Origin of the sequence: Vibrio sp. SCSIO 43009, assembly GCF_023716525.1 — a bacterium.
Taxonomy (GTDB): Bacteria; Pseudomonadota; Gammaproteobacteria; order Enterobacterales; family Vibrionaceae; genus Vibrio; species Vibrio alginolyticus.
On record NZ_CP071843.1, the window covers coordinates 857,743 to 870,630 of the forward strand.

Consider the following 12,888-nt stretch of genomic DNA (forward strand, 5'->3'; position numbering starts at 1 on the left):
AACAATGCTCGATTTGAGAGTGAGAATAAGTATCATTGCATGCTCTTGTTGACAACAAAAAGATAAATACAATGATGAAAAGGACGTTTTCTTTCAATCTCATCGTACTTGCGATGAGCAGTGGATACGCAGTTAGCTCAATAGCAGCAGAAGATCTTAAACAAACATCGACTCCGAGCGATGAGCAATTGGTTGTTGTAGGCAGTGTGATGCCGAAATCGATCTCCGATATTCCAGGAACGGTTTGGTTTGTTGGCCAAGAAGAGATTGCTCAGCAATATCGTGCGGGCAAGACACTGGGTGATATTCTTTCTGCAACCATCCCTTCTTTAGACGTCGGCACCGGTGGTCGAACTAATTATGGTCAGAACCTTCGCGGTAGAGCAATGTTGGTAATGATTGATGGTGTCTCGTTACAGTCTTCTCGCCCGATTAGTCGTCAGTTAGATGCAATAGACCCATTCAACATCGAGCGAATTGAAGTACTATCTGGTGCAACCTCCATTTATGGTGCAGGCGCTACTGGTGGTGTTATTAACATTATCACCAAGAAAGCGTACTCGGATGACTTGTCGTTTGAATCCTACGTGAGTGGCACTACAGGTTTTAATAGCAGCGATGATTTTGATTACAAACTCGCTCAGTCTATCTCGGGTGGTAATGAACGAATTGCCGCTAGAGGTTCGGTTGTGTACACCGAGACACAAGGTGCATTTGACGCAAATGGCGACATTGTCACCCCAGACATTTCACAGGGCTCTTTGCAGTATAATTCAACGCTCGATGTTATGGGATCGACCGAGATTCAAATCTCCGATGCCAGCAAGTTAAACCTTGTCGCACAATACTATGACAGCCAGCAAGACTCGCCATACGGTTTGTACATTGTTAACAATAAATTTGTTGATGTACGAGAGGGGTTCGATTCCGACCGCGAACATGGTACAGAGCGAGTTCTCTTAAGTGCGAACTACGCTCACGACAGCGTATTCGGTCATCAACTGATAGGCGAGTTATCTTACCGTAGTGAAGACCAAACCTTTACTCCTTATTACCAAAGTGCCTCTCAACAAAAAACAGAAGTTTTTGCTGGGCGCTTAGCGTTAGCTAAAAGCTGGGAGTCATTCAAACTTGTTTATGGTGTCGATGCGTACTTAGACCGTTTTGAAAGTAACCAGGCTCTGTTCGATCCAACCATTGCGAACAGCTCTGGGAACTTAATTAATCGAACCTATGCCGAAGTGGGGCGTTACCCTGATGTTGATGTGGCGTCTTACGCAATGTTTGTCCAGGGGGATTACCAAATCAATCAAGATTGGTCAGTACAAGCAGGCTACCGCTACCAATACATGGACAATAAGATTGATGATTTTGTTGCCTATAGTATACAAAAGAAGATCGCATCGGGTAATGGTGTATCAGCGGATGCGGTACCAGGTGGCAGCACCGACTACTCTGTGAGCTTATTTAATTTGGGCACTATTTATCAGCTTAACGATGAATCTCAGCTTTGGGCGAACTTCTCTCAAGGTTTCGAACTCGCTGATCCTGCAAAGTACTACGGCCAAGGTAGCTACGATGCCGCGGATGCAAATGGTCACTACGAGTTGAACAATAGCATTAATGTATCTGACTCAAAAATGTCGGGCATCAAAACGGACAGCTATGAAATTGGTTACCGATTAGATACCGATACTGTCGCACTGCAAGCGGCGGGTTACTACTCGGTTTCGGATAACTCAATCAAGTATGACAAGAAGACGCTCCTAATCACCAATGTTGATGACGAGCAACGTGTATACGGTGCCGAAGCAAACATTAACTACTGGGTAAACCGTGATATTTTGTTAGGTGCATCAGGTCACTATGTGGTTTCTGAGCTTAAAACCAACGGTAAGTGGGAAGATCTAAGCGCGGGTAAAGCAAGTACATCAAAAGCGAACGCGTGGGCGGCTTACTATCAGGATGGCTATTCAGTACGTTTACAAAGCCAGACGATGTTTGATTACGAAGATGACGCAAACAATAAACTAGATGGATACACTACGTTTGATCTTCTTGGTAACATAACACTACCTATCGGGCAGTTAGGTTTTGGTATTCAAAACCTATTTGACGAAGACTACACAACCGCTTGGGGACAACGTGCGCAGATTCTTTATGCAGCACACTACGATGCAGCAGCGTACGACTACAAAGGAAGAGGTCGCACATTCACACTGAACTACAGTGTTGAATACTAAAGCTAACTCGCTCCAAATATCAAAAAAGCCGCTTGAAGCGGCTTTTCTTTTAGACTTGATCTGTCTGCGCTGTGTCTACAACGTTTTCCGTGTGTTCTGAAGCTTGGTTTTGTTCTTCAGCTTCCATTTTCGCGCGTTCAGCTTTGGAGATATAACGCGGCTTATTGCTCTTATGTAGCTTAGCGTTATGCTTCTTCTGCTTCGCTTTCAAGATCTGATTGATTTTCTTCTTGCGGTTCATGGTGGTGGTCCTTTAATTTAGCGAGGCAGGATAGTTACTTTTTTATCAAGTTACAACTAAATAAGCGCCGGTATCGGTCGCAAAATTCAAGTACGTTCCTATGTCCAATCATCTATCTCGTTTTAATGGAGCCCAAATGAAAACACTGTACACCGAACGTTTGATACTGCGTCTTGTGAGTGTAGATGATGCACCATTTATACTAGAACTTTATAACCACCCAGACTTCTACCGTTTTGTCGGAGACAAACAAATTCGTACCGAATATGAAGCGGCGCGTTACATAAAAGAAAACATGCTACGCATGCAAAAAATTAGAGGCGTGAGTTTACTCGTTGTAGAGAAGAAAGAAGATGGACAACCCATCGGGATTTGTGGGTTGGTTAAACGTGACACATTACAACACTATGATCTCGGATATGGATTTTTACCTTCCGCTTATGGCTTCGGCTACGGAACGGAGTCTGCAACCGCAGTGCTGGAATACGCTAGAGAGGAAATGAAACTCGATAATTTGGTTGCCATCACCAACAATGACAATATTCGTAGTATAAGTTTGCTCAAAAAACTGGGCTTTGAGTTTGAACGAGTTGAGCAGCAATATGATAATGGCCGCACGTTAGAACTTTACACAATGATGTTGTGATTTTTGGATAGCGCATGAGCGATATTTTACTTGGCAAACTCGCCACTGAATTTAAGACAGTAAAAGCCATGGTAGAGGTTTACTGTCATGACCATCATGGAACAAAACGTGACTTATGCTCAGAATGTCGTGAGCTGCTTGAATACGCAGAAGTGCGCCTCGACCGCTGTCCTTATGGAGAGAATAAACCGACGTGTAATAAATGTCCGATTCACTGCTACAAACCAGAGCCGAAAGAACAAATGCGTTTGGTCATGCGTTACTCTGGCCCCAGAATGTTACTGAAACATCCCATCTTGGCGGTTCGTCATTTGCTTCATGAAAAGCGCATGGTACCGGAAAAGCCTGCAGCGAACGCGTCAAACCGTCACAAGCGTTTATCTAAACAAAAATGCGAAGAATAAAAAAACGAGGGCGACATGCCCTCGTTTTCGTTGAGTAGAAGCGGCGTGATTAGAGGCCAGCGGCCATACGCTGCTTGGTTTTGCTCGCAGCAAGTAGCATGTATACGCCAGTCGCAACCAAAGCGGCAAACAAGTAGCCTAGTAAGCCGTGTTCTTGGCCCATAAATTTATCAGCGACAACTGGGCCAGCAACAGAGCCGATGCTGTAGCTAAACAGCATGACTTGTGTCGCAGAGACAATAAAGCGTTCATCAAGTCCTTCGCAACCTAAGTTGATTGCAATCGGGTACAAGGCAAAAGTAGCTGCACCTAAAAAGAATAATGCAGCAGCCAATACCACGGCTGACGAGGAAATAAACGTCATACCGATCGAAAAAATACCCAAAATACAGAAAAACGCCATTAGCACTGTGCGGCTCATGTATTTGTTTAACGCGGTCACCATTGGTTGAACTAGCATGCCACCTAGAATCACTAGCGCCATCAATGTACCAATGTCTTGATGGCTAATTTTACGGTTAGTTAACTCAACTGGCATTAATCCGTAGATCGCACCTAAGGTCAAACCTGAAACAACACAACCAATAATTGCTGCATGGTTTAGTTTGGCAATTTGCTTAAATGATAAAGCGGTTGATTCATGGCTGTTTGGCTGCTCACACTCAATGAACATTAGCACCAGCATCGCCATTAGGATCAACGTCGTGATCGCAATAAACGGAACGCCGCCACTTACGCCAAGCACGCCAATACCAAACTGGCCTAATGCTGAACCACCATAAAGCGATAGCATGTACAAGCTCAAACGTCTCGCACGCGATGCTTCGTCTCCAGACATTAGCCAAGATTCAACAATGACAAAAACACCAGCAACCGCGATACCCGCAATAAAGCGAGCGGCAAGCCACATCAATCCGTTAGCAAACACGGGTAGTGTGACGATAGTTAGCGAAAATACGGCCAAGCAACCAATAAACGCGTTACGGTGACCAACTTGACGTACGATACGTTCAATAAAAATAGCACCGGTTAATAAGCCGCCATAAAACACACTCGCCAACCAACTCGCGTAATCTGCTGAGATGTTGTATTCACCGAGCATGAGAGGGATCAAGCTCATTAAATAGCCCGAAGCCACCGCATAAAGAGACAGTGCGACGACTGGAGCTGTAACTCGTGGTGATGCTGCAGGAACGACTGTGTTTTCCACTGTTTTGCGCCTATAAGTTAAATGAAATCTAAGGGTTATTCGGCGCGAATATGAGGCTAATAGTTAGGCAAGTAAAATGATAAATTTAAGTCGTTTCGACAAATAATATTTGTTAACTAGATAGGTTGATAAGTTGCATAAAAACGCCAACCTACAAACAAGGTTGGCGTGGAAGATTATTTAGTAAGTGCTTGATTTAACCATTGATCGAATTGAGTTTTAGGTAACGCACCATTGATCATATCAACGCGTTGACCATTCTTGAAAACCATAATGGTAGGAATACTGCGAATACCAAATTGCGCCGCAAGTTGTTGTTGAGCTTCGGTATCAATCTTAACAAAACGAGCCGTTCCGGCTTGCTCATGAGCAACATCAGAGAAAACAGGAGCAAAACCAACGCACGGGTTGCACCATGGGGCCCAAAAATCTACTACAACAGGCATATCACTTTGTAATAGAGCAGAAAAGTTATCTTGTGTACCTTCGATAGGCGAGCCGTCTAAAAGTGCACTTTTACATTTACCGCAAGTTGCAGATTCGGCAACGCGCTCATTAGGGACACGATTTAGACCGCCGCACGAAGGGCAGCGAGTTTTAAACGATGACATGACTTCTTCCTTTATTACGTATTGATGAAAACATGACTTACCAGTCAGCCTCATTATTTGTATACTTATTTTTTAACCTGCCGAAATAACGCAGCGCAGGTTTGTATTTGAGCCTAAGGTTCTAAGAAATTTTATTAAAATACAACAATAAATAGGTCTGCGATGACAAATTACTACGCTGAAATTACAGGTTGGGGGAAATGTGTTCCGCCAGCCGTGCTCTCTAACGATGATCTTAGCACTTTCCTCGATACTTCCGATGAGTGGATTCGTACCCGCACTGGTATCGAAAACCGCCGTATTAGTCATGTAAACACGTCAGACATGGCGACCGTTGCTGCTAAACATGCATTAGCTCGAGCAGGCGTCGATGCAACAGACGTGGATTTAATCATTGTGGCGACTTGTTCACCAGATTCATTGATTCCAAATATCGCGTCTAAGGTACAGCAGAACCTAGGTATTCGTGCAGCCGCTGCCTTTGACTTAAATGCCGCATGTACGGGATTTGTCTATGGCCTAGAAACGGGCACACGTTTGATTCAATCAGGTAACTATCGTAACGCGATCATTATTGGTGCGGAAAGATTGTCTTTCTACATCGATTGGGCAATGCGAGATACCGCTGTTCTATTTGGTGATGGTGCGGGCGCCGTTGTGTTATCAAGAACGGAAAAAGAAACGGGTTTACTGCAGTCTCAAATCGGTTGTGACGCAAAAGGCCGCGATATTCTGTCCGTACCAAAGTTTGGTACTTGTATGGATCGCTTTGCGGAAGACAACGGTTACTGGGATTTCAACTTTGTAGGACAAGAAATTTTCAAACGTGCAGTAAAAGGCATGGGGCTAGCTGCGAAAACCGTACTGAAAGCATCACAGTTAACGACGGAACAAATCGATGTTGTGATTCCGCATCAAGCGAATATTCGTATTATTCAAACCTTGTGTGACCTGTCTGGAATTCCGCACGACAAAGCGTTTGTTAACATTCAAAACTATGGCAATACTTCAGCTGCGACGGTGCCAATTGCATTGTGTGAAGCGGTAGAGCAAGGTCGAGTTAACCCAGGTGATAATATGCTTCTTGCTGCGTTTGGTGCAGGTTTGACATGGGGTGCGGCAGTATTGAAATGGGGTGACCGCGTAACGCCAGTTTCTGAAAGTGATGCGGTTCTGCCTGAATGTGAGCAATCCGCGTTAGAATTACTTGAGCGTGCCATTAAGCTGTGTAACGAACGCCGTCGCGACGAGGTGTAACGGACACTCTGCAAACATAAGATGGGTAAGGGAGCGCGAGGCTCCCTTATTTGATGATGCGTTCTACAGCTAACCTGAAAAATATCTTAAGCCATAAAACCCAGGTTTGAATGAGTAAAATTACGGATGTTCGGGAAGACGTATTCCAGTGCAGCGTTATCACTCACGCCCATCCACTGTGCTAGTGTTGAACCAACTTGATCAGCGGCAATTTTGGGTATGAGTCGGCCTTGAGAGTAATCATCGTTTCCGCCCAGTATTAGTTCCGGCCATGTACCGATAGGTTGTTTCCCATTTACCGCGCCTCCAATTAATAGTTGATGGCCACCCCAGCCATGATCGGTACCATTTCCGTTGCTCATCATCCGTCGACCGAAGTCAGACATAGTGAAAGAGGTGACTTGCTTGTTTAGCCCTAACCGTTCGACCGCACGATACATTGCTAAAAGGTTTGTCGCGAGATCCTCAAGTAACACTGGATGACGTGCCAATTGCGAATCGTGCAGGTCATACCCAGAGTGTTTAACGAAAAAGACTTGTCGTTGCTGCTTCAGGACATCTTGGCTTGCTATCAATTTGTACACGGTTTGCATCTGCTTGCCGAGCGTCGATGACGTAAACAGCGGCTCGTCAGCAATGTGGTTGAGTTGCTCGCTCAGTACACTACTCATTACCATCGACTCATCAACCATCAAATTAAAATGACCATTAAATGGATTGTCAGTTTGATGAGAGAGAAGGCGATCATAGATCCCCTTGTATAGCGGGTTATCAATCGCGGTAAGCTGAACTGCGCGATCTTTTTTCAGGACGGTTTGGCGGTGTTCCATTGCCCGTAACCAAAGCGAGTTGCCATGCACACTGTATAGCGGTGTTATTTCTGATTCAGAGTTTAATACATCCAACATTCTGCCAGCCCAACCAAGATTTTTAGACTCGCTCATTCCACCAAGTAACCAAGCGTCTGTTTGAGAATTATGAGAAAACAGTTGCTCGGGAAGTGATGCTTCACCTTGCTCAATAGCTTGTTTGGTGACGGGATGGTTGAGAATGCCACTATTGAGCACGATGCTGGCATCGCCTTGTTCGAAAACGGAAGTTAACGCATTTAACTTTGGGTGTAAGCCGAGCTTCACTGGGTGATTTGAGCTATCGACAGCACTTAAATTGATAGGGAGTATGTCTTCTTTGGCGACAGAGAGTGGCCCTCTGACTTTGGAATATTGACGATAGTGCGCCTCCGATAATGGCAGTATGGTGTTGAATGCATCGTTTCCGCCTGCTAAATACACACATATTAATGCTCGAAAGTCATTGGATGGCGCTGCGAGAGAGTAACCTGGCAGACTAAGAGAGGCTAGTGCGCCCATCGATAGCGTGCTTTGTATAAAATGTCGTCGTGAAATATCCATAATTCACTCCTAATCCTGAATATAGAATTCGTCGCCAGAAATGGCGGTAAATATCACTAGAGCGAGTTTTGTTGTTGGCACATAGTCCCCACGATAATCATTCAGGGCGGTGAGCATGAGCTCTTTCAATTCAGCAGAAGCCGTTCCAGCAAAGAAACGCTCGTTAACCAATTCGACTAAGGCACGGTGATCGTCCAGAAGAAGATAAAACTCGTTAAGATCGAAGTGGTAGGAATCACCACCTCCTCTACGAGTGCTGGTTAACATATAGTTGACCAAATCGGTATAAACAGACCAATTGAGAAGTTCATACTCTGGAGAGTTAATACCAGACTCCGTAAACTCGTTAGACGGCTGATAGTCTGGAGAGTAAAAATTAAACACGGAAGGAGAACGAAGCGGCCCTTGATTAGCGATGTTCATCATCGTTGTTGCGTCTTCGTAACGTGATCCTTTAATCGTAAAACCTGATGCTCGATGAAAATTAGTCAGGACCAGTATCGGTTCTTTCACTTTTATAGGCGGGGTATCCGTCATCCCTAATGCTTCAGGGTCGAGCAATATGGCTCGAACAACGGCGGTTAGATCGCCTTTTTCTCCTTCCCCGTTGTTGTTAAATATCGTAGCAACACGCGCGACGTACTCTGGGCTTGGATTTGAACTGACCAAACGTTGGATAAGTAACTTTGAAACAAATGGAGCAACATTTGGGTGAGACATCAACATATCAATCACTTTTGAAAGCTCTTCTTGTGCGGTTAGACCCGATGGGATCACGTTCCCTAGAAATCGCTTCTCGCCGGTGTCGTGTCTTTGACTGATAACTCGCATCGGTTTCACGAATGCGATGTCGGAATTTTTCCATCCAGTTAATGCTCGCGCGAGCTCTTGAATATCAGTTTGATTGTACGTGGGGATAGGTTTGCCTGTTGCGTGGTTTAGCTTTTTACTGCCATCTAAATTGAGTTCATACAAACCGATAGTGAATAACTGCATTAACTCTCGAGCAAAGTTCTCATCGGGAAGCGTTCCTGTCGCACTATTTTCTTTTGCACTACCGAGCATAGACAAATAGCTCCCCATGACTGGATGGATGGAAACGTCATACAACAGGTCTCGGTAGTTGCCAAACGCATGCTCAACCAACAGATCGTAGTAATTCACTAACCCTGTAGGTTTGCTGGAAAGAACGCCGCCATAACGAGAAACGACTACGATCTGACTCAATGCATAAGCCGTTCGCTGTCTGAGCTGATCTTCAGCAGTAACAACAATTTGATACCAAGCATTTTCTCGGTTTGACTGTAGGCCTTTAGAAAAAGGCGTTTGATAAAGTGGTTGATGGTAGGTTGCTGGCAGGTTGATTTGCTTCTGTATCCAATCCTCTAACCCGTTTTCCCTAACCTCATTAATTAACGCAGGTGTTGGTCCAAAAGAGGTTTGATAGAGAAAACGCGCAACGGTTTGATCGGATGGGGATTGCTGTATTTGTGCTGATACATTAGACACATGGCTCAGCAATAAGATAGCCAATCCTAGTACCCAAGCAGAGATTTTATTTAGCTTCTGACGTCTCATAGTTAACTCGCTTACCCGAAGTAACGATTTAAGTCCATTTAACGGGAGTTATTAAGCTCTTTTGAGCTGTTTAGTAAATTTATGAAAATCAAGCAGCTGCATAGGCGAGTATAGTAGCTATAAGTGGTGAACAAAAAACTCAAACGGTGAATTTGGTACTATAGTGCTAGAAGTTTTTGATGCTATTTTTTCTAAGATACTGATATTAAATATGGCCAGTGAAGAGTAATAAGCAGAGATATCGCAATGGATATAGAAGGGGGACAGCTAAAGTACTGTTAACAAGAGATTGGTATGTTTGTTAAGGCTTAAGTTAGTTTCAAGAAATTATTGAGCCAATAAATAAAGTCCATTGGTTTGCACAAGAGAAAACCACACGGATGTTCTCTTGTACAAAGCAACAAAGGTTATTTTCGGGCAAGCTTATGGTGAGCACGAGAAAAGTGATCGGCACAAAATGCGCCCACGATCGAGAGTTCGCCAGCCAGACAAAGCGCAGCTGCGACTTCGGCTAACGCTTTCGCATTGCCGTTGCCGTGCAAACCCAAAATATCCAAACATGCTTTTTGCGTTGGAAGGCCAGTACCACCACCAACCGTCCCCACCATGATGTTTGGCAAGGTCACGCACGCGTACAAGTTGCCTTGAGCGTCCACATCCATACGAGTGATTCCAATGGCAGACTCTGCAACGCAAGCGGCATCTTGACCACAAGCAATGTACAGCGCGGCAAGCGCGTTTGCGTAATGCGCGTTGACGCCAATTGTCCCGCTGAGTAAACCGCCCACTGTGGTCATTTTGCCAAATTGAACCATAGACTCCGGCGTCGTATGCAGATATTTTTCCACCAACTCAGCAGGAATGGTCACTTCGGCGGATACTTTCTTACCGCGTACCGAGCGCAGTGTGTGCGCGTTTGGTTTTTTGTCGCCTGATAAGTTGCCATCCAAGAATGCTTGAGTTGGTTTGATTGGGCTGGTCGCCAAAATATGATGGAACACTTCGTTTGTTGCGATGGTCACCATGTTTTGTCCGGAAGCGTCACCAGTCACGTATTCAAAGACCAAATAAACGTGGTTTCCTTCGATATTTACATTGATGTCTTTGAGTTTGCCATGTGAGGTGGTGGATTCCGCAATTTGACGAAATACGTCAAACTGGGTCACAACCCAACTGACGAACTGGCCGGCGTCAGCAAGGTGATTAAAGGCGAATACTGGTGTTCGGCTCACCCCTTCACTTAGTAACAATGCGCTCGCGCCACCAGCGGCGGTGATAAGATTTGCGCCACGGTTGTAGGAAGCGACTAACGCGGCTTCTGTCGTTGCGAGCGGAACCAAAAAGTCATCGTTCGCATACAAACCGTTGACGCGCAAAGGGCCTGCGATGCCGACCGGCACATTGACAGTACCAATGAAGTGCTCGATGTTGTTGGAGTAAGCGTCGCAATGTGACTGTGTGAAAGGATCAAGAAGATGATCTTTATTGGTCACGTGTTCCAATACTTGCCAACGGCGCGCCAAATGCTTATCCGATAGGCCAGGGCTTAAGCAGAGACGTTTCTCTGGCTTGTGAAACTTCGGTTCTAATGCCGATTGAATCTTACTGCTGGTTTCGATATCGGAAAGGGCGGAGCTTTGAACAGGGTTATCTTGGTTTAACTTCGGCATACAAACGTTAACTGAAAAATCGAACCAGAGATTGTAGTGATTGAGGCTTTGATTACAACGTTGATTATACGTTTTGCAACAAATACCACTGTGCAAGCGCTTTTATTATCCAAGTGATTTGATATTGGAGCGACGAATTTATCGGACATAAATGGGTTTTGACAATGAATGTTGAGTAAATGGTAGATCCGGGAGGTTATGGCTTTTAGAGAAACTGGCCTGTAGGTGTTTGGATTCGACAAGGTGTAAGCATGAGTGCCTTAAGAGCGGAATGGTTCAATCTATGAAAGGAATAAATTGTCTAACCCAGTCCCTTGGGTCAGACGTTAGTTTGAATCGGTTGTTCAAAAACTAGTTGAAGGCGCGAGCCACACGTCCCGCACTTTGAATACGGTAATGGCCAACGTAAGCAGGAACAAATACAGATTGTCCCTTCGCGGCGGTTAACGTCTCACCGTTATCACTGATGAGTGTCAGGTCGGCATCAATCGCTATCAAAATCTCTGCGCTGTTTGCCTCAACCACGTCGTGATTCGGTTGGTTAAGAATGCTGAAACTAAAGTCTTCCACTGGAACGGGGTAAAGGCTTTGGCAACCATTGGCATTGGGTTCTAGAACAAGGCTGTCAAAAGGCTTAGGCACAAAATCTGTGCATTTAACCAGTTCTTCAACATCCATATGTTTCGGCGTGAGTCCTGCACGTAAAACGTTATCTGAGTTCGCCATGATCTCTAATCCCGTACCTTTAATGTAAGCGTGTGGCGTTCTTGCGCTCAGGAACATCGCTTCGCCAGGTTGCAGCGTGATGACATTCAACAGTAATGGCGCAAACAAGCCGACATCGCCGGGGTATTGAGTGGATAGATCCAAGATGAGCTGGAAAACGTCGCTGCCAGTGCCTTGCTCCGATTGACGTGAAGCGTGGGCAAGAAGCTGTTTCAGTGCTCGCTCTTTTGTTTCTCCTTCCATGGTAAGAATGTGCACAAAGAAATCGCGTAAACCTTGTGAGTTGATTTCGCGTTTGAATGCATCTAGCGGTGTGCGTAGCTCATCGATATCGCAAAGGCCAAATGCCTCAATAATCTCGTCATACGAACGAAAACCGTTCATGGCTTGGTAACTTGTCAGCGCGTACACCAACTCAGGTTTATGGTTTGGATCCTTGTAGTTACGATGGCTTGCGTTTAGTGGGATCCCGGCACTTTGTTCTTTTTCGAAGCCTATTTCGGCATTTTGTTTGCTTGGGTGAACTTGAATCGACAGTGCATGTTCGGCCGCTAAGATCTTAAACAGAAAGGGCAGGTCGCCAAATTTCGCTGCGGTTTCTGCTGATAAGTAAGCGGGTTGGTTTTGTTTGATCAGTTCAGACAAAGGCAGCGTGTTTTGCTCAATCTGAACTTCAGAGCAGCCGTTTGGGTGAGTACCCATCCATACTTCTGCTTGAGGCTCATTCGTTTCGTTAGAAAAGCCAAACAAATCTTGAATAGAAGAGGTGCTTCCCCAAGCGTAGTTTTGGATTTTGTTGTTCATTTGAAAGAAGCTATGCGATGAAATAGTGTTCAAATTCATGAATTTTTCCCATAGTTAACCCTCCGAACTGAATCGGAAGAAAAATT

Annotated in this window: 11 protein-coding genes; 4 read left to right on the top strand and 7 right to left on the bottom strand. The window is 45.0% G+C overall.

Translation table 11 applies throughout. The annotated features are described in order from the left end of the window. The first annotated feature begins 71 nt into the window (after positions 1–71). Positions 72–2,243, top strand: a complete 2,172-nt coding sequence (locus J4N43_RS19465; RefSeq protein WP_062730977.1) for a TonB-dependent receptor — start codon at positions 72–74, stop codon at positions 2,241–2,243. Between the two features lie 49 nt (positions 2,244–2,292). Here the strand turns inward: J4N43_RS19465 and J4N43_RS19470 are convergent, their stop codons facing one another. Then, complete coding sequence (locus tag J4N43_RS19470; protein WP_053349920.1) at positions 2,293–2,484, bottom strand: DUF2986 domain-containing protein; 192 nt, start codon at positions 2,482–2,484, stop codon at positions 2,293–2,295. A gap of 136 nt (positions 2,485–2,620) precedes the next feature. Between J4N43_RS19470 and J4N43_RS19475 the strand changes: the two genes are divergently transcribed. Both J4N43_RS19475 and J4N43_RS19480 read left to right on the top strand, forming a co-directional pair. Beyond that, the gene (locus J4N43_RS19475) at positions 2,621–3,130 is read left to right on the top strand and encodes a GNAT family N-acetyltransferase (RefSeq protein ID WP_053349919.1); all 510 of its coding nucleotides are present in this window, start codon (positions 2,621–2,623) and stop codon (positions 3,128–3,130) included. A 14-nt stretch (positions 3,131–3,144) separates the two neighbouring features. Continuing rightward, positions 3,145–3,534: a nitrous oxide-stimulated promoter family protein gene (locus J4N43_RS19480; RefSeq protein ID WP_005387988.1), complete on the top strand. Its 390-nt coding sequence runs from the start codon at positions 3,145–3,147 to the stop codon at positions 3,532–3,534. A 49-nt stretch (positions 3,535–3,583) separates the two neighbouring features. On the opposite strand, the gene J4N43_RS19485 is transcribed toward J4N43_RS19480, so the two are convergent. After that, positions 3,584–4,744, bottom strand: coding sequence for an MFS transporter (locus J4N43_RS19485; RefSeq protein WP_053349918.1), 1,161 nt, complete (start codon positions 4,742–4,744; stop codon positions 3,584–3,586). Between the two features lie 176 nt (positions 4,745–4,920). Then, on the bottom strand, positions 4,921–5,355 hold the full coding sequence (gene trxC / locus J4N43_RS19490) for a thioredoxin TrxC (protein WP_005376074.1): 435 nt from the start codon (positions 5,353–5,355) through the stop codon (positions 4,921–4,923). Positions 5,356–5,517: 162 nt separating this feature from the next. Between trxC and J4N43_RS19495 the strand changes: the two genes are divergently transcribed. Continuing rightward, the gene (locus J4N43_RS19495) at positions 5,518–6,612 is read left to right on the top strand and encodes a ketoacyl-ACP synthase III (protein ID WP_053349917.1); all 1,095 of its coding nucleotides are present in this window, start codon (positions 5,518–5,520) and stop codon (positions 6,610–6,612) included. 86 nt (positions 6,613–6,698) lie between these two features. On the opposite strand, the gene J4N43_RS19500 is transcribed toward J4N43_RS19495, so the two are convergent. From J4N43_RS19500 to manA, 4 genes are all read right to left on the bottom strand, one after another. Next, on the bottom strand, positions 6,699–8,024 hold the full coding sequence (locus tag J4N43_RS19500) for a DUF1501 domain-containing protein (protein WP_053349916.1): 1,326 nt from the start codon (positions 8,022–8,024) through the stop codon (positions 6,699–6,701). A gap of 9 nt (positions 8,025–8,033) precedes the next feature. After that, positions 8,034–9,602 (bottom strand): DUF1800 domain-containing protein, encoded by a 1,569-nt coding sequence (locus J4N43_RS19505; RefSeq protein ID WP_053349915.1) that lies wholly within the window; start codon positions 9,600–9,602, stop codon positions 8,034–8,036. A gap of 407 nt (positions 9,603–10,009) precedes the next feature. After that, positions 10,010–11,272, bottom strand: a complete 1,263-nt coding sequence (locus tag J4N43_RS19510; RefSeq protein ID WP_025767748.1) for a hydroxymethylglutaryl-CoA reductase — start codon at positions 11,270–11,272, stop codon at positions 10,010–10,012. 351 nt (positions 11,273–11,623) lie between these two features. Next, entirely contained in the window at positions 11,624–12,841 is a 1,218-nt protein-coding gene (gene manA / locus J4N43_RS19515; RefSeq protein WP_053349914.1) for a mannose-6-phosphate isomerase, class I, read from the bottom strand. Between the last annotated feature and the right edge of the window lie 47 nt (positions 12,842–12,888).

Coding starts and splice junctions, on each gene's coding strand:
- J4N43_RS19510 (WP_025767748.1), bottom strand. CDS start 11,272: ATGCCGAAGTTAAACCAAGATAACCCTGTTCAAAGCTCCGCCCTTTCC.
- J4N43_RS19495 (WP_053349917.1), top strand. CDS start 5,518: ATGACAAATTACTACGCTGAAATTACAGGTTGGGGGAAATGTGTTCCG.
- J4N43_RS19475 (WP_053349919.1), top strand. CDS start 2,621: ATGAAAACACTGTACACCGAACGTTTGATACTGCGTCTTGTGAGTGTA.
- J4N43_RS19470 (WP_053349920.1), bottom strand. CDS start 2,484: ATGAACCGCAAGAAGAAAATCAATCAGATCTTGAAAGCGAAGCAGAAG.
- trxC (WP_005376074.1), bottom strand. CDS start 5,355: ATGTCATCGTTTAAAACTCGCTGCCCTTCGTGCGGCGGTCTAAATCGT.
- J4N43_RS19505 (WP_053349915.1), bottom strand. CDS start 9,602: ATGAGACGTCAGAAGCTAAATAAAATCTCTGCTTGGGTACTAGGATTG.
- J4N43_RS19465 (WP_062730977.1), top strand. CDS start 72: ATGATGAAAAGGACGTTTTCTTTCAATCTCATCGTACTTGCGATGAGC.
- J4N43_RS19480 (WP_005387988.1), top strand. CDS start 3,145: ATGAGCGATATTTTACTTGGCAAACTCGCCACTGAATTTAAGACAGTA.
- J4N43_RS19500 (WP_053349916.1), bottom strand. CDS start 8,024: ATGGATATTTCACGACGACATTTTATACAAAGCACGCTATCGATGGGC.
- manA (WP_053349914.1), bottom strand. CDS start 12,841: ATGAATTTGAACACTATTTCATCGCATAGCTTCTTTCAAATGAACAAC.